Origin of the sequence: Pseudomonas sp. dw_612 (assembly GCF_018449725.1) — a bacterium.
Taxonomy (GTDB): domain Bacteria; phylum Pseudomonadota; class Gammaproteobacteria; order Pseudomonadales; family Pseudomonadaceae; genus Aquipseudomonas.
On the sequence record NZ_JAAVVC010000012.1, the window covers coordinates 150,355 to 166,327 of the forward strand.

Genomic DNA, 15,973 nt, shown 5'->3' on the forward strand with positions numbered 1-15,973 from the left:
CCGTTCCGCGCAACAACCCGCAACAGCGTCTATGGTGTTCTGGTTCGGTGTGTTTGTTTTTGGCCTGAAGACGAAGGAGTGTTGATTCATGCGCGAAAAGCCAGCGAGGGAATTTTTGCCCACTCCCGCCGCGTTCATCAACGCACAGAGTGCGATTACCGGCCTGCGTGGCCGGGATCTGTTTTCCACCCTGCGCAGCGTGGCCGCCCACGGATTGCGCAACCCGGTGCACAGCGCCCGGCACGCCTTGAAGCTAGGCGGGCAGTTGGGCCGTGTGCTGCTGGGGGAAACCCTGCATCCGACCAACCCGCAGGACAGTCGCTTTGCCGACCCGTCATGGAGCCTCAACCCGTTTTACCGGCGCAGTTTGCAGGCTTACCTGAGTTGGCAGAAGCAGGTCAAAAGCTGGATCGACGAGAGCAACATGAGCCCGGACGATCGCGCCCGCGCCCACTTCGCTTTCGCTCTGCTCAATGATGCGGTTTCGCCCTCCAATACCCTGCTCAATCCGCTGGCGATCAAGGAGATTTTCAACTCCGGCGGCCACAGCCTGGTGCGCGGTGTCGGGCACCTGATCGATGATTTCCTGCACAACGACGGCTTGCCCCGGCAGGTCACCAAGCAAGCCTTCGAGGTCGGTAAAACCGTCGCCACCACCACCGGTTCCGTGGTGTTTCGCAACGAGTTACTGGAGCTGATCCAGTACAAGCCGATGAGCGAAAAACAGTATTCCAAACCGCTGCTGGTGGTGCCGCCGCAGATCAACAAGTACTACATTTTCGACCTGAGCCCGCACAACAGCTTCGTCCAGTTCGCCCTGAAGAATGGCCTGCAAACCTTCATGATCAGTTGGCGCAACCCGGATGTGCGCCATCGCGAGTGGGGGCTGTCGACCTACGTTGAAGCAGTGGAAGAAGCGATGAACGTGTGCCGGGCGATCACTGGCGCCCGCGAAGTGAACCTGATGGGCGCCTGCGCCGGCGGGCTGACGATTGCGGCGTTGCAGGGGCATCTCCAGGCCAAGCGGCAATTGCGGCGGGTGTCGAGCGCGACCTATCTGGTGAGCCTGCTCGACAGCCAGATGGACAGCCCGGCCACGCTGTTCGCCGACGAACAAACCCTGGAAGCGGCCAAGCGCCGGTCTTATCAGAAAGGCGTGCTGGACGGTCGCGACATGGCCAAGGTGTTCGCCTGGATGCGTCCCAACGATTTGATCTGGAGCTACTTCGTCAATAACTACCTGATGGGCAAGGAGCCGCCAGCGTTCGACATCCTCTACTGGAACAACGACAACACGCGGCTGCCCGCCGCATTTCATGGCGACCTGCTGGACTTTTTCAAGCACAACCCGCTGAGCCATCCGGGCGGTCTCGAGGTGTGCGGCACGCCGATCGACTTGCAGAAAGTCACCGTCGACAGTTTCAGCGTGGCCGGCATCAACGATCACATCACTCCGTGGGATGCGGTGTATCGCTCAACCCTGTTGCTGGGCGGCGAGCGGCGTTTCGTGCTGTCCAACAGCGGTCATGTGCAGAGCATCCTCAACCCGCCTTCCAACCCGAAAGCCAACTTCGTCGAAAGCCCCAAACTGAGCAGCGACCCACGGGCCTGGTATTACGACGCCAAGCAAACCGATGGCAGTTGGTGGACGCAATGGCTGACCTGGATTCAGGAACGTTCCGGCGCGCAAAAAGAAACCCACATGGCCCTCGGCAACCCGAACTATCCACCGATGGAAGCCGCACCCGGCACTTACGTTCGCGTGCGCTGACGCTCAACCAACCACGGCCGACGCAGGCCGTGGCATGACTCGACCATTAAGAAGACTGGATGAAAACCCGCGACCGGATCCTCGAATGTGCCCTGCAGTTGTTTAACTGCAAGGGCGAACCGAACGTTTCCACCATGGAAGTTGCCAACGAAATGGGGATCAGCCCCGGCAACCTCTACTACCACTTCCACGGCAAGGAACCGCTGATCCTGGGGTTGTTCGAACGTTTCCAGAATGAGCTGGCGCCGCTGCTCGATCCACCCTCCGATGTGGAACTGGGACCTGAAGATTACTGGCTGTTCCTGCACCTGATCGTCGAGCGCCTGGCGCATTACCGGTTCCTGTTCCAGGACCTGTCGAACCTGGCCGGACGTCTGCCGAAACTGGCCAAAGGCATCCGCAATCTGCTCAATGCCTTGAAACGCACACTGGCGTCATTGCTGGCGCGGCTCCAGGCTCAAGGGCAGTTGGTCAGCGACACCCAGGCGTTGGGGCAACTGGTGGAACAGATCACCATGACGTTGCTGTTCTCGCTGGACTATCAGCGGATTCTGGATCGCGAGGGTGAAGTGAGGCTGGTGGTGTACCAGATCATGATGCTGGTGGCGCCGCACTTGCTGCCGCCGATCAAGGCTGCGACTGAGCAGTTGGCTTTGCAGTATCTCGAAGAACACGATTGAGTCAGTTGGAACCACCCCTCACCCTAACCCTCCCGAAACGTCGGACCGCCCCAAGGGGTAGAGGGAACTGACCGAGTTGTTTATTCGGTTTACATCGACCTGAAAGCCCTGAGTCGAACTCCGGATCTGAAATGCATGGAGATCGGCTCCCTTTTCCCTCTCCCCCTTGGGGAGAGGGCTGGGGTGAGGGGTGGCTCTTCAATCCCCCCCATTCATCACGACAAACCGCGCATAAAAAAACGCCCGACCTTTGCAGGCCGGGCGTTTTCTTGAGTCCTGAAAATCAGGACTGACTGGTTGGCGTCGATGGAGCTGGCGCGGCAGTCGGGGTCACAGCAGGGGTCGGCGCTGCAGCAGAGTTCGCTGTAGTGGCCGGGGTTGCCGGTTTGGCGGCAGCCACTGCTGGTTTTGGTGCGGCGGCTTTTGGAGCTGCCGGCTTTTTCACTACAGGCTTTTTAGCGGCGGCAGGTTTTGCCGCTGGCTTGGCTGCAGGTTTGGCCGCTGCGGTTTTGGCAGCCGGTTTAGCCGCAGGTTTGGCTGCGGCCTTGGCGGCGGCGACCGGTTTGGCGGCTGCTTTGGTAACGGCCTTGGCGGCCGGTTTAGCGGCAGCGGTTTTGGCAGCGACTTTAGCAGCAGGCTTGGCAACTGCTTTAGCAGCGGCCTTCACCAGTGGCTTGGCAGCGGTTTTGGCTGCCGGTTTGGCGGCCGCAGTTTTAGCAGCAGGTTTGGCCGCCGCGGTTTTCGCCGCCACAGGCGCAACCTTGGCACCGGTGAGTTTTTCGATTTGCTTGGTCAGCGTATCGACCTTGCTGTGCAGCGCTTTGACTTCGTTGCGGCTCGGAACACCGAGGCGCGAAATGGCGCTGTTCAGGCGCTTGTCGAAAGCCCCTTCCAACTCATCCCACTTGCCCAGTGCGCGATCTTTCACGCCGCTGATGCGCGACTTGGCCGAAGAAGCGGAGTCCTTGGCGGCGTCGACTTTTTTGCCAACAGCGCTTTTGGTGAGCTTCTCGGCTTTCTCGCCGTCTTTAACCAATGTATCGAAGAGTTTGCTGCCGTCAGTGTCGATCTTCGAATACACGCCTAAACCAGCCAGCCAGATTTTGCGGGAGTAGTCTTCGACTTTCCCGATCCACGAGCTGCCTTCTTTTTCAGTATTCTTTTTACCAGCCATCCCGTTCTCCTTAAGATTTACGCGCGACACGTTCGAGCAATGCCGTCAGCTCATCGAGCTTAGCAGAGAGTGTCTCAACGTCATGTTTAGACGGAATGCCGATACGATTCAAGGCACTTGCGACACGCGAGTCAAAAGCCTTCTCGACCTTGTCGAGTTGAACTTCGACCTTGCCTTTGAAAGTACTCACTTCACTCTTGGCTTCATCGATCTCGGCATTGGCCGCTTCGAGTTTCTCGGCAACGACCTTTTTGCCTTTGGTTTCAACAGTTTGACCAGCCTTGATCAACTCTTGAAAGTACTCGCTGCCCTCGATGCCAACCTTGGTGTAGGCACCCAGGCCTGCCAGCCAGATCTTGCGGGCATACGTTCTGACGTCTTGCAGAGCATTAGTCGATGCGTCGATTTTTTTCTTCAAAATAACTTTGGCCATGGTGCACCTCACGCGCAGAAGGTTTGAGGAACTGCCCGCGAAAGTGTCGGGCTCAGGCACAAAGTAGGGAGAAAAATTAGAAACGGCACCCTAACAACTGACATAAACCGGTGGCCACACCACAAATCAATGTGGGAGCGGGCTTGCTCGCGAAAGCGGTGGATCAGTCAACATCCTCGTTGAGTGACACACCGCTTTCGCGAGCAAGCCCGCTCCCACAGGGATATGCATTTGCAAATCGATTGCTGGTCAAGCCAACGCTTTATCCAGCGCCTTTTCGATTTCGGATTTGATCATGCCGCTCATGGCCGACATCATCAGGCCCAACTCGACATCCACCTTGATCGAATCCTCGCCCACCAACACCGCGCCTTTCACACCCGAACGCTTGAGGTTCAGGGTGTCGCCAGACCATGTCGGCTCCAGGCCATATTGCTCGGACAGTTTCTGCGCCAACAGATCAGCCTTCTCGCGGGCCGCTTCCTTGCCCAGGCCGTGGGCACGTTCAACACTAATTCGGGCCATCGAATGACTCCTGCTTTATGGATACTTTCCTGAAGCATCTTGACCGTCTCTGCGGCAAAACGTCCCGGCGGTTGCCTATCTTACCTTCAGTGTTGCCAAGACAAAGCAGGCCACCGGGATTAGAATGTCCCGCATTCTCTTCTGGTGACAGCGATATGACTGATCAGCGCAAAGGCAGCGATGCCGAACCCACCACTCACTTCGGTTTCAAAAACGTTCCGGAAAGCCAAAAAGCGGAAAAAGTCGCTGAGGTTTTCCATTCGGTAGCCGCCAAGTACGACTTGATGAACGACCTCCTGTCGGGCGGCATGCACCGTCTGTGGAAGCGTTTCGCGATCGAACTGTCGGGCGTTCGCACCGGCAACCGCGTGCTGGACATCGCCGGCGGCACTGGCGACCTGACCAAGAAGTTCTCGCACCTCGTGGGCCCGACCGGCCAGGTGGTGTTGGCCGACATCAACGAATCCATGCTCAAGGTCGGTCGTGACCGCCTGCTGGACCTCGGTGTGGCCGGCAACGTCGAATTCGTCCAGGCCGATGCGGAAAAGCTGCCGTTCCCGGACAATCACTTCGACTGCGTGACCATCGCTTTCGGCCTGCGCAACGTCACCCATAAAGAAGACGCCCTGCGTTCGATGCTGCGCGTGCTGAAACCGGGCGGTCGCTTGCTGGTGCTGGAATTCTCCAAACCGACCAACGCGCTGATGTCCAAAGCCTACGACGCCTACTCGTTCGCCTTCATGCCGCTGATGGGCAAGCTGATCACCAACGACTCGGAAAGTTATCGCTACCTGGCCGAATCGATCCGCATGCACCCGAATCAGGAAACCCTGAAGTCGATGATGGTCGAGGCCGGTTTCGACCGCGTGACCTACCACAACATGACCGCAGGCATCGTCGCCCTGCACCGCGGCATCAAGCCCTGATGTTGCTGGCCGGCCTGCTCGCCAGCGTTGAACTCGGTCTGAACCGGGTGCTGCGTCTCGACAGCACCGCGCTGCCGCGCCTGGCGCATTTGAGCGGCCGGGTGATTGCCGTCGATTGCCGCAGCCCGGCGTTGCAGCTGTTTATCCTGCCCAGCGACGAAGGCCTGATGCTCGCCTCCCGGTGGGAAACCGGCGCCGATTGCACCTTGCGTGCCCCGGCCTCGAGCCTGTTGAAACTGGCGCTGAGCAAGGACAAGACTTCGGTGCTGCATGCTCCTGAAGTCGAACTCGACGGCGACAGCGGCGTGCTACTGGAGCTGGCGGCGATCCTGCAAGACCTTGAGCTGGACTGGGAGTACGAGCTCTCGCGCTGGCTCGGCCCGGTGGCCACGCAACTGCTCGGCGGTCACCTGCGCAGCCGCGCACGTTTTTATCAGCAAGGGTTCGCCAGCCTGAACCAGAACCTTGGCGAATACCTGGCCGAAGAATCGCGCACCCTCGTCGGTCAGCGCGAAGCCGAAGCCCGTTTCAGTGAACTGGACCAGATCAAACTCGATCTGGAACGTCTCGAGGCGCGTTTCGAGCGCCTTTCCCGATCCCTCGACCCAAGCGATAACGCATGAAGCTGCTTGCCGTCCGCCGTTTGTTGCGCATCCAGCGCGTCGTGATCCGCTACCGCCTCGATGACCTGCTGTTCGCCCTGCCGCTGCCCTGGTTTCTGCTGGCGCTGCGCTATGCCTTGCCGTGGCGCTGGTTCCCGCGCAAGACCCTGGACCTGACCCGTGGCGCGCGATTGCGTCTGGCATTGCAGGACCTGGGGCCGATTTTCATCAAGTTCGGGCAGATCCTGTCCACCCGCCGCGACCTGCTGCCGGAAGACATCGCCGATGAGCTGATGAAGCTGCAGGACCGGGTGCCGCCGTTCGACTCGCAAGTGTCGATCAAACTGATCGAAGAGCAGCTCGGCAAAAAAATCAGCGAAGTCTTCAGCCGTTTCGACGTCGAACCGCTGGCCTCGGCCTCGGTAGCGCAGGTGCATGCCGCGCAACTGAAAACCGGCGAAGAAGTCGTGGTCAAAGTGATCCGTCCGGGCCTGAAACCGATCATCGCTCAGGATCTGGCGTGGCTGTTCATCCTCGCCCGCGCCGCCGAAAAGCTCTCGGCCGACGCGCGCCTGCTGCACCCGGTGGACGTGGTCCAGGACTACGAAAAAACCATCTACGACGAACTCGATCTGCTGCGCGAAGCAGCCAACGCCAGCCAGTTGAAGCGCAACTTCGAAGGCTCGGAGCTGCTGTACGTGCCGCAAGTCTATTGGGACTGGTGCCGGCCGAAAGTGCTGGTGATGGAGCGCATCTACGGGATTCAGGTCACGGACCTCGCGACCCTGGCCGACCAACGCACCGACATGAAAATGCTCGCTGAACGCGGGGTGGAGATTTTCTTCACCCAGGTGTTCCGCGACAGTTTCTTCCACGCCGACATGCACCCGGGCAACATCTTCGTCAGCACCGTGAACCCGTGGAGCCCGCAGTACATTGCGATCGACTGCGGCATCGTCGGCAGCCTGACCCCGGAAGACCAGGATTACCTGGCGCGCAACCTGTTTGCCTTCTTCAAGCGTGACTACCGGCGTGTGGCGCAGTTGCACATCGATTCGGGCTGGGTGCCGGCGGAAACCAAACTCAACGAATTCGAAGCGGCGATCCGAACCGTTTGCGAGCCGATCTTTGAAAAACCGTTAAAAGATATTTCCTTCGGCCAGGTGCTGATGCGCCTGTTCCAGACCGCTCGGCGCTTCAACATGGAAGTGCAGCCGCAGCTTGTTCTTTTGCAGAAAACCCTGTTGAACATCGAAGGCCTGGGCCGTCAGCTGTACCCGGACCTGGATTTGTGGAACACCGCCCAGCCGTTCCTCGAACGCTGGATGCGCGAGCGCGTCAGCCCCAAAGCCTTGATCGGCAACGTGCAGAGTCAGTTCGAACAACTGCCGCACCTGGCCAACATGGCCCGCGACCTGCTGGAACGCATGTCCCAGCCCCATGCCTACGACCCGCCACCACCGTGGCATCGACGCAAGGACGACTGGTTCCTGCGCCTGCTCGGTTGTGCGCATCTGGGCGGCGGCGCGCTACTCGCCGCCGGTGGCCCGCTGAATGATCTGGGGCACTGGCCCGCCGGAATCATGATGATTGTCGGTTTGTATCTGGTCGTTCGCCGATAGCCAGCGCCATCGCACGCTGGCACACTGTTTCAACGCCTGCCCGACTAATGAAGTGTCGGGCCCGCTGTCGGAGTCGAAGATGAAAAACTGGCTGGACGAGATCAAGTGGGACGCAGATGGCCTGGTGCCGGCGATTGCCCAGGATCACAAGACCGGGCGCGTCCTGATGATGGCCTGGATGAACCGCGAAGCGCTGGAACTGAGCGCTGCCGAGAACCGCGCCATTTACTGGTCACGTTCCCGTGGCAAGCTGTGGCGCAAGGGTGAAGAGTCGGGCCACGTGCAGACCCTGCATGAGATGCGCCTGGACTGCGACGCTGACGTGATCATCCTGATGGTCGAGCAAATCGGCGACATCGCCTGCCACACCGGCCGCCAGAGCTGCTTCTACCGCGTCTTCGAGAACGGCGACTGGAAAATCGTCGACCCGGTGCTGAAAGATCCGCACGCCATCTATTCCGCAGGACACACCCATGAGTGACACTCTGACGCGTCTGGCGCAGGTACTGGAAGAGCGCAAAGGCGCCGCTGCCGACAGCTCGTATGTCGCCAGCCTGTACCACAAGGGCTTGAACAAGATTCTGGAAAAAGTCGGCGAAGAGTCGGTCGAGACCATCATTGCCGCCAAGGACGCCGCCATCAGCGGTGACTGCAGCGACGTGATCTACGAGACCGCCGATTTGTGGTTCCACAGCATGGTCATGCTCGCCCAACTGGGGCAGCATCCACAGGCTGTGCTCGATGAACTGGACCGTCGCTTCGGTCTGTCCGGACACGCCGAGAAAGCCTCGCGTCCGTCCGCCTGAATAACTATTTGAGAGGAGCAGCAACATGGGCATTTTTGACTGGAAACACTGGATCGTCATCCTGGTTGTCGTGGTGCTGGTGTTCGGCACCAAGAAACTGAAAAACCTCGGCACGGACGTCGGCGAGTCGATCAAAGGCTTTCGCAAAGCCATGAACGATGAAGAAAAACCGGCCGATCCAACCGTGACTCCGGCGCAACCGGTGCCACCGGCTCAACCTACGACGACCTCGCCACTGAACCAGCCGCACACCATCGACGTGCAGGCACAGAAAGTCGAAGAGCCGATCCGCAAAGACGTGTGAGCACTGACTAATGTTTGGTATCAGCTTCTCTGAACTGCTGCTCGTCGGCCTCGTTGCCCTGCTGGTGCTGGGCCCCGAGCGTTTGCCGGGCGCTGCGCGCACCGCCGGTCTGTGGATCGGGCGGCTGAAGCGCAGCTTCAACGCGATCAAACAGGAAGTTGAACGTGAAATCGGTGCCGACGAGATTCGCCGGCAATTGCACAACGAGCACATTCTTTCGCTGGAGCAGGAGGCGCGGAAGATCTTCACGCCAACCCAGCAGGAGCCCACGCCGGTGCCACCGGTTGAACCGGTGGCCGAGCCGACGATTCATGCGCCGGGCACCGAATCCGTGCCGACCATGGGCGGTGTCGAACCCGCGCCTGTGATCCCCACGCCAACGCCCGTAGAACCTGTTGCGCCTGCCGCCGCGCCGACAACGCCGGCTCCTCACGACCCAACACTGCCGCCGCGAGCCCCATGAGCGAACTTCCTGAAAACGACCAGCACATGCCGCTGGTTTCGCACCTCACCGAGTTGCGTACCCGCCTGCTGCGCTGTGTAGCGGCGATTTTCATCATCTTCGCCGGGTTGTTCGCGTTCACCCAGCAGATCTACACCTTTGTCTCGACGCCCCTGAGGGCTTACTTGCCCGCCGGCGCGACGATGATCGCCACCGACGTTTCATCGCCGTTCCTGACGCCGCTGAAACTGACGATGATGGTGTCGCTGTTCCTGGCGATCCCGGTGATCCTGCACCAGATCTGGGGCTTTATCGCGCCGGGCCTGTATAAGCACGAAAAGCGCATCGCCGTGCCGCTGCTGATCTCCAGCATCCTGCTGTTTTATACCGGCATGGCGTTCGCCTACTACCTGGTCTTCCCGCTGATCTTCAAGTTCTTCGCCGCCGCCACCCCGGCCGGCGTGGAAATGATGACCGACATCACCAGTTACCTCGATTTCGTCATGACCCTGTTCTTCGCGTTCGGCGTGGCGTTCGAAATCCCGGTGGCCGTGGTGCTGCTGGTGTGGATCGGTGTGGTCGACGTCAAATACCTGAAGAAAATCCGCCCGTACGTGGTGATCGGCTGCTTCGTGGTCGGCATGATCCTGACCCCGCCGGACATCTTCTCGCAGACGCTGTTGGCCGTACCGATGTGGTTGCTGTTCGAAATCGGCATCGTGTTCGGCAGCCTGGTCAGCAAACGCGGCGAGCACCCGGACGACCAACCGGCTGACGATCACAACGACCAGCCGCCAGCGACCCAGCCGTGAACCTGCTGCTCCTCGAAGAGGCCGATTTCATTGCGGCCGACCGGGTGATCCTGCGTGATCGGCGGCTGACGCATATGCAGGAAGTTCATCGCTGCGAAGTCGGCGACAGCATGCGTGTCGGCAGGATCGGCGGGCTGATGGGTTCGGCCGAAGTGCTGCGCCTGGACGCCGGCGAAGCTGAATTGCGCGTCGTTCTCGATCAACAGCCTCCGACCAAGCTGCCGCTGACCCTGGTGTTGGCCCTGCCACGCCCGAAAATGCTGCGTAGGGTGTTTCAGACCGTGGCGGCCATGGGTGTGCCGCGCATCGTGCTGGTGAACAGCTATCGCGTCGAGAAGAGCTTCTGGCAAACGCCGTTCCTGGAGCCTGAAGCGATTCGTGAACAGTTGATCCTCGGCCTGGAACAGGCCCGGGACAGCGTGCTGCCGGAAGTCGTCATCGAGAAACGCTTCAAGCCGTTCGTTGAAGACCGTTTGCCCGCGATCAGCGAAGGCACTCTGGGCCTGGTCGGCCATCCCGGCAATTACCCGCCCTGCCCCCGCGGCCTGGACGAACCGGTGACCCTGGCGATCGGCCCTGAAGGTGGCTGGATTCCCTATGAAATCGAATTGCTGGGCAAGTCCGGGCTGAATCCGGTGCAACTGGGCGACCGCATCCTGCGAGTTGAAACCGCCGTCACCGCCCTGCTGGCGCGACTCTTCTAAAGTCGAACGCCAACCCTGTGGGAGCGGGCTTGCTCGCGAAAGCGGTGTGCCAGTCGACATCTCAATCAACTGGCAGACCGCATTCGCGAGCAAGCCCGCTCCCACAGGGGTATTCGTCGCCCTACAGATTCCTTCCCTCCAGCCGATACAGTCCCCATAAAACCAAATTGTGGTCCGAGGGGAGTAGCAACATGTACCGTTGGCTAGCCGAGAAACTGGGAAACGTAAGCGTAAATCGCAAACTGGGTGTCGGCTTCGGTCTCGTCCTGCTCCTGACCTTGTTGATCACCTTCACCGGCTGGACCGGCCTGACGGGTGTGATGAGCCGTGGCGACAAGCTCGGGTTCATTGCCAGTCTCAATGACCTGACCAAGGACCTGCGCCTGGCGCGCCTGGACTACGAAATGCGCCGTGGCGAACAAGGTCCGGGGGCGGTCAATGACTTGCTGGGTCAACTCGACGCCGGGCTGCAAACCGCACGCAAGCTGATCGAACAACCCGCCGACGTGGCGATGATCGATCAGCAACTGGCCGCCGTCAGCCAGTACAAGCAAGCCTTCATCGCAATGACCCAGGCCGGTGCCAATCGCGAAGATGCCCGCAGCAAGCTCGGCGCCACCGCCGACAACGCCGTGGCCAAGGTGAGCGAAGTCGAGAAGGCCCTGCTGCAAGGCGAGAGCGTCGCCCAGTTCAACAGCGTGATCGACCTGAGCAAGCTGATCCAGCAAGCGCGCTTCCAGGTGCGCGGCTACACCTACAGCGCCAAGACCGAGGCCGAGCAGCCTGCGCTGGACGCCATCGACAACGCCCTGAAAAACCTCGAGAGCCTGCCGGGCAAAGTGCCGGAGCAGTTCGCTGCCAATCTGCAACAGGCTACCGAATCCCTCAAGGCTTATCGCGCAGCGGTCAGCCAATACCGTGACTCCCAAGTGGCGAGTGCCGCCGCGCTCAAACGCATGACCGAGCAAGGCGACATCCTGTCCGACGTGAGCAAGAAACTGACCGTGTCGCAAACCGTCGTGCGTGACACCGATGCCGCACACGCCAAGAACCTGCTGCTGATGGCCACCGTGCTCGCCCTGGCGTTTGGCTTGCTCGCCGCTTGGGCGATCACCCGCCAGATCGTCATTCCTCTGAGCCAGACCCTGAAAGTGGCTGAACGCGTGGCCGCTGGTGACCTGACTCACAACCTGATCTCCGAACGCCAGGACGAACTGGGCCAGCTCCAGCGCGCCATGCAGAGCATGACCCTGGGCCTGCGCGAATTGATCGGCGGCATCAGCGACGGCGTCACGCAAATCGCCAGCGCCGCCGAAGAACTGTCCGCTGTCACCGAGCAAACCAGCGCCGGGGTCAACAGCCAGAAGGTGGAAACCGATCAAGTCGCCACCGCCATGCACGAAATGACCGCCACCGTGCAGGAAGTTGCGCGTAATGCCGAGGAAGCGTCCGAAGCTGCGGTCGCCGCCGATCAACAGGCCCGCGAAGGTGACAAGGTTGTCGGTGAAGCCATCGCCCAGATCGAACGTTTGGCCATCGAAGTCGGCAACTCCACGGCGGCCATGAGCGACCTGAAGCGCGAAAGCGACAAGATCGGCAGCGTGCTCGACGTGATCAAGTCCGTGGCGCAACAGACCAACCTGCTGGCGCTCAACGCCGCCATCGAGGCCGCCCGTGCCGGTGAGGCCGGACGCGGTTTTGCGGTGGTCGCCGACGAAGTCCGCAGCCTCGCGCAGCGCACCCAGAAGTCCACCGAAGAAATCGAAGAGCTGATCGTCGGCCTGCAAACCGGCACCCAGCAAGTCGCGACCATCATGGACAACAGCCGCAGCCTGACCGACAGCAGCGTCGAACTGACCCGCCGCGCCGGGGGCTCGCTGGAAAGCATCACCCGCACGGTGTCGGCGATCCAGTCGATGAATCAGCAGATTGCTGCCGCCGCAGAACAACAGAGCGCCGTGGCCGAAGAGATCAACCGCAGCGTGTTGAACGTGCGGGATGTGTCCGAGCAAACCTCGGCGGCGAGTGAAGAGACTGCGGCATCCAGTGTTGAACTGGCGCGGTTGGGGACGCATTTGCAGATGTTGGTGGGGCGGTTCAAAGTTTGAGGTGATGCGGGTGCCTCGGTCCGCGTGAGACCGAGGTGATGCCATTCGCGAGCAAGCCCGCTCCCACAGTGGACCTTGGTCGAGCACAAAATATGTATTCACCGAAAATCTACTGTGGGAGCGGGCTTGCTCGCGAAGGCGTCAGAACAGGCGCTGAAGTCAGAGAACCTGCCGCAAAAACGCCTGAGCCCGAGGATCCTTCGGCGCGTCGAAGAACTCCGCCGGCGAGGCGTCTTCCAGCAGTTTGCCATGATCGAAGAACAGCACCCGGTCCGCCACTTCCCGGGCAAAGCCCATTTCGTGGGTGACGCACACCATGGTCATGCCTTCCACGGCCAGGGTTTTCATCACGTCCAGCACTTCACCAACCATTTCCGGGTCCAGCGCCGAGGTCGGCTCATCAAACAGCATGACCTTCGGTTCCATGGCCAACGCCCGGGCAATCGCCACCCGCTGTTGCTGACCACCGGACAGGCGTGACGGAAACTCGTTGGCCTTCTGCGCAATACCGACCTTCTCCAGCAGCGCCAAAGCCTTGGCCTCGCGCTCCTTTTTGCCACGCTTGCGCACGACTTTTTGCGCCAGGCACAGGTTCTCCAGCACGGTCATGTGCGGGAACAGGTTGAAGTGCTGGAACACCATGCCAACTTCCCGGCGATAGGCGTTCACGTCTGTTTTCGGGTCGGCCAGTTGCAAGCCGTCGATGCTCACCGAGCCCGAATCGAATTCTTCCAGGCCATTGAGGCAACGCAAGAAAGTCGATTTGCCGGAACCGGACGGGCCGATCACCACCAGCACTTCACCCTTGGCCACTTGCGTGGACACGTTATCCACCGCGCGCACTACCTGGCCACGGGTGTCGAAGACTTTTACCAGATCGCGGACTTCAATCACTTTGCGCGAGCCTCCGCTCAAGCCGGCTGGCGATTTTCGACAGCGGCAGGTTGATCAACAGGTACAGCCCGGCCACGCAGAACAGGATTTCGAACGGCGAGAACGAGGTGGTGATGACTTCGCGACCGCTTTTCAGCAGCTCGGTAATCGCGATCACCGACACCAGCGAAGTGTCTTTCACCAGGCTGATGAACTGCCCGGCCAGCGGCGGCAGCACGCGTTTCAGCGCTTGCGGCAACACCACGTGGCGCATCGACTGGCCGGCGCTCAAACCCAGGGAGCGTGCGGCTTCGTTCTGGCCTCGGGCGATCGATTGCACGCCGGAACGGATGATCTCGGCCACGTAGGCGCCGGTGAACAGCGACAGCGCGGCGATCCCGGCGAACTCCCGGGACAGGTTCATCACGGTGCCGATGAAGAAGTAGAAAATGAAGATCTGCACCAGCAACGGCGTACCGCGCACCAGTTCGACGTAAAGGGTCGAGAGGTCGCGCAGGGTCGGGTTGTTCGACAGCCGGCACAGGCCGGTGGCCAGGCCGATCAACAGCCCGAGCACGCCAGACACCACAGACAGCCACAACGTGGTCCATAGGCCCCACAGCAGCGGTCCGGCGGCCCAATGCCGGGTCACGCCGATCACGTCGCCTTCCGCCACGTCATCGCCCTGGGCGACTTGCAGGCTGTTGTCGTCGACGGTCAGGTGCTGCTCGTCACCGGCGTCGTTGCGCAAGGTGACTTGGGCCTTGTCGCCCTGACGCACCAGTTCGCTGACGGTGGAGATGTCGGCGGCGCGCTGGGATTCTTCGGCCTGGTAGGCGAAGTACTGCGGCACTCGGTTCCAGCGCCATTCGTAGGACATCAGCGAGGTGGCGTAATACAACGCGCCGGCCAGGCCGATCAGCACGAGCACCGTCAGGATGTGCCAGGGCAGTTGGGATGTTTTCTGTTTCATTTTGCTCTGAAGATTCCGAATTCTGTGTCGCCAGGGAGGCCGTCTTCGCGAGCAAGCCCGCTCCCACAGGGAAATGCATTCCAATGTGGGAGCGGGCTTGCTCGCGAATGAGGGCGACGCGGTCTAACTGACCGGGCCCTTATTCCATGTCCTTGAGCCAAGCGGTGTCTTTGAACCACTTGTCATGGATGCGATCGTAGGTGCCGTCTTCGTGGATCTGGTGCAGGAAGTTGTTGATGAAATTCAGGCTGTCGTAGTCGCCCTTCTTCAGGCCGAAGGCCAGCGGTTCGTAGGTGAACGGCTTGTCGAGGAACACCAGTTTGCCGGCGCCGACCTTGCTAACCGCCACCACGTTGTACGGCGCGTCGTAGATGAACGCGTCGGCCTTGCCGTTGACCACGTCGAGCACGGCTTCCTGCTCATTGTCGTAGCCGTGGTACTTGGCTTTGGAGATCAGCTTCCTGGCGACCATTTCGCCGGTGGTGCCAAGCTTGGAGGTGATGCGGTAGTCGTCGGTGTTCAGGTCTTTATAGGACTTGATGGTGCCTTCCAGCTCCTTGCGGATCAGCAGGGTCTGGCCAACCACGATGAACGGTTCGCTGAAGTTCAGGCGCAGGTTGCGTTCCTGGGTCAGGGTCATGCCGCTGCCGATCATGTCGAACTTGTCGGTCATCAGGGCCGGGATGATGCCGTCGTAGCCCGTGGACACCAGCTCCAGCTTGACGCCCATGGCCTTGGACATGGCCTTGAGGATGTCGACTTCGAAACCGATGATCTCGCCGCGCTTGTTGGTCATTTCGAACGGCATGTAGGTCGGGTCCATGCCGACTTTCAGCGTGCCACGCTTGACCGCGTCATCGATGGCGCCGGCCTGCGCCGCGTTGACTGCAACCAATGCCGTGACGCCGACCAGCAGCATCGACAGATACTTCTTCATCTTCAAGTCCCCAAAACCATTGCGGTGTGAGGCGCGCAATCGACGATTTTCCTTGGAAAACCGACAGATACGAACAGAAAGCTGTCCGGGCGCACCAATTCGGGGACGGATGCTAACGCACTGGGTTGTTTGCACAAGGGTTTGTGCGGGATTTGTTGACTAAGGCGTAGGAGAAACCTGTCAGAGGGATGTGGACGACTGTTTGTTTTTTAAACATCCAAGATCCACCCCTCACCCCAGAAGGGAGAGGGGGAAAGGGAGCAGATCTTCACGCTATTCTC

Annotated in this window: 18 protein-coding genes and 1 pseudogene; 13 read left to right on the forward strand and 6 right to left on the reverse strand. The window is 60.3% G+C overall.

Annotation, left to right across the window (positions count from 1 at the left end):
- The first annotated feature begins 88 nt into the window (after positions 1-88).
- A complete protein-coding gene (phaC, locus tag HB680_RS19295) occupies positions 89-1,771 on the forward strand; it encodes a class II poly(R)-hydroxyalkanoic acid synthase (protein WP_213940139.1) in 1,683 nt (560 codons plus the stop codon).
- Between the two features lie 59 nt (positions 1,772-1,830).
- A complete protein-coding gene (locus HB680_RS19300) occupies positions 1,831-2,451 on the forward strand; it encodes a TetR/AcrR family transcriptional regulator (protein WP_054054634.1) in 621 nt (206 codons plus the stop codon).
- A 283-nt stretch (positions 2,452-2,734) separates the two neighbouring features.
- Here HB680_RS19300 and HB680_RS19305 read toward each other — a convergent pair whose 3' ends face one another.
- Positions 2,735-3,625, reverse strand: coding sequence for a phasin family protein (locus tag HB680_RS19305; protein WP_213940140.1), 891 nt, complete (start codon positions 3,623-3,625; stop codon positions 2,735-2,737).
- 10 nt (positions 3,626-3,635) lie between these two features.
- Complete coding sequence (locus HB680_RS19310; protein ID WP_213940141.1) at positions 3,636-4,058, reverse strand: phasin family protein; 423 nt, start codon at positions 4,056-4,058, stop codon at positions 3,636-3,638.
- A gap of 110 nt (positions 4,059-4,168) precedes the next feature.
- On the opposite strand from HB680_RS19310, the pseudogene HB680_RS33110 reads away from it, so the two are divergent.
- A pseudogene (locus HB680_RS33110) lies at positions 4,169-4,279 on the forward strand (metal ABC transporter ATP-binding protein); the annotation flags it as partial.
- A 28-nt stretch (positions 4,280-4,307) separates the two neighbouring features.
- On the opposite strand, the gene HB680_RS19315 reads toward HB680_RS33110, so the two are convergent.
- Complete coding sequence (locus HB680_RS19315) at positions 4,308-4,583, reverse strand: polyhydroxyalkanoic acid system family protein (RefSeq protein WP_213940142.1); 276 nt, start codon at positions 4,581-4,583, stop codon at positions 4,308-4,310.
- A gap of 155 nt (positions 4,584-4,738) precedes the next feature.
- Between HB680_RS19315 and ubiE the strand changes: the two genes are divergently transcribed.
- From ubiE to HB680_RS19365, 10 genes are all read left to right on the forward strand, one after another.
- Positions 4,739-5,509 carry a bifunctional demethylmenaquinone methyltransferase/2-methoxy-6-polyprenyl-1,4-benzoquinol methylase UbiE gene (ubiE, locus tag HB680_RS19320; RefSeq protein WP_007948968.1) on the forward strand — a complete coding sequence of 257 codons (771 nt, stop codon included), beginning with the start codon at positions 4,739-4,741 and terminating at the stop codon, positions 5,507-5,509.
- On the forward strand, positions 5,509-6,132 hold the full coding sequence (locus HB680_RS19325) for an SCP2 domain-containing protein (RefSeq protein WP_213940143.1): 624 nt from the start codon (positions 5,509-5,511) through the stop codon (positions 6,130-6,132). The genes ubiE and HB680_RS19325 overlap by 1 nt, the downstream gene beginning before the upstream one ends.
- Entirely contained in the window at positions 6,129-7,733 is a 1,605-nt protein-coding gene (ubiB, locus tag HB680_RS19330) for a ubiquinone biosynthesis regulatory protein kinase UbiB (RefSeq protein WP_213940144.1), read from the forward strand. The genes HB680_RS19325 and ubiB overlap by 4 nt, the downstream gene beginning before the upstream one ends.
- Before the next feature lie 79 nt (positions 7,734-7,812).
- Positions 7,813-8,214: a phosphoribosyl-AMP cyclohydrolase gene (gene hisI, locus HB680_RS19335; protein ID WP_213940145.1), complete on the forward strand. Its 402-nt coding sequence runs from the start codon at positions 7,813-7,815 to the stop codon at positions 8,212-8,214.
- On the forward strand, positions 8,207-8,539 hold the full coding sequence (locus HB680_RS19340; RefSeq protein WP_007899279.1) for a phosphoribosyl-ATP diphosphatase: 333 nt from the start codon (positions 8,207-8,209) through the stop codon (positions 8,537-8,539). The genes hisI and HB680_RS19340 overlap by 8 nt, the downstream gene beginning before the upstream one ends.
- Before the next feature lie 25 nt (positions 8,540-8,564).
- Complete coding sequence (locus tag HB680_RS19345) at positions 8,565-8,843, forward strand: twin-arginine translocase TatA/TatE family subunit (RefSeq protein ID WP_149659152.1); 279 nt, start codon at positions 8,565-8,567, stop codon at positions 8,841-8,843.
- A 10-nt stretch (positions 8,844-8,853) separates the two neighbouring features.
- Complete coding sequence (tatB, locus tag HB680_RS19350; RefSeq protein WP_054054648.1) at positions 8,854-9,306, forward strand: Sec-independent protein translocase protein TatB; 453 nt, start codon at positions 8,854-8,856, stop codon at positions 9,304-9,306.
- Positions 9,303-10,097, forward strand: a complete 795-nt coding sequence (gene tatC / locus HB680_RS19355) for a twin-arginine translocase subunit TatC (protein ID WP_213940146.1) — start codon at positions 9,303-9,305, stop codon at positions 10,095-10,097. The genes tatB and tatC overlap by 4 nt, the downstream gene beginning before the upstream one ends.
- Positions 10,094-10,801, forward strand: a complete 708-nt coding sequence (locus HB680_RS19360; RefSeq protein WP_213940147.1) for a 16S rRNA (uracil(1498)-N(3))-methyltransferase — start codon at positions 10,094-10,096, stop codon at positions 10,799-10,801. Before tatC ends, HB680_RS19360 begins: the two co-directional genes overlap by 4 nt.
- A gap of 191 nt (positions 10,802-10,992) precedes the next feature.
- The gene (locus HB680_RS19365; protein WP_213940148.1) at positions 10,993-12,909 is read left to right on the forward strand and encodes a methyl-accepting chemotaxis protein; all 1,917 of its coding nucleotides are present in this window, start codon (positions 10,993-10,995) and stop codon (positions 12,907-12,909) included.
- Positions 12,910-13,068: 159 nt separating this feature from the next.
- Here HB680_RS19365 and HB680_RS19370 read toward each other — a convergent pair whose 3' ends face one another.
- From HB680_RS19370 to HB680_RS19380, 3 genes are all read right to left on the reverse strand, one after another.
- On the reverse strand, positions 13,069-13,803 hold the full coding sequence (locus tag HB680_RS19370) for an ATP-binding cassette domain-containing protein (protein ID WP_213940149.1): 735 nt from the start codon (positions 13,801-13,803) through the stop codon (positions 13,069-13,071).
- On the reverse strand, positions 13,796-14,755 hold the full coding sequence (locus HB680_RS19375; protein WP_213940150.1) for an amino acid ABC transporter permease: 960 nt from the start codon (positions 14,753-14,755) through the stop codon (positions 13,796-13,798). Before HB680_RS19375 ends, HB680_RS19370 begins: the two co-directional genes overlap by 8 nt.
- A gap of 139 nt (positions 14,756-14,894) precedes the next feature.
- A complete protein-coding gene (locus HB680_RS19380; protein ID WP_213940151.1) occupies positions 14,895-15,692 on the reverse strand; it encodes a transporter substrate-binding domain-containing protein in 798 nt (265 codons plus the stop codon).
- Positions 15,693-15,973 lie beyond the last annotated feature (281 nt).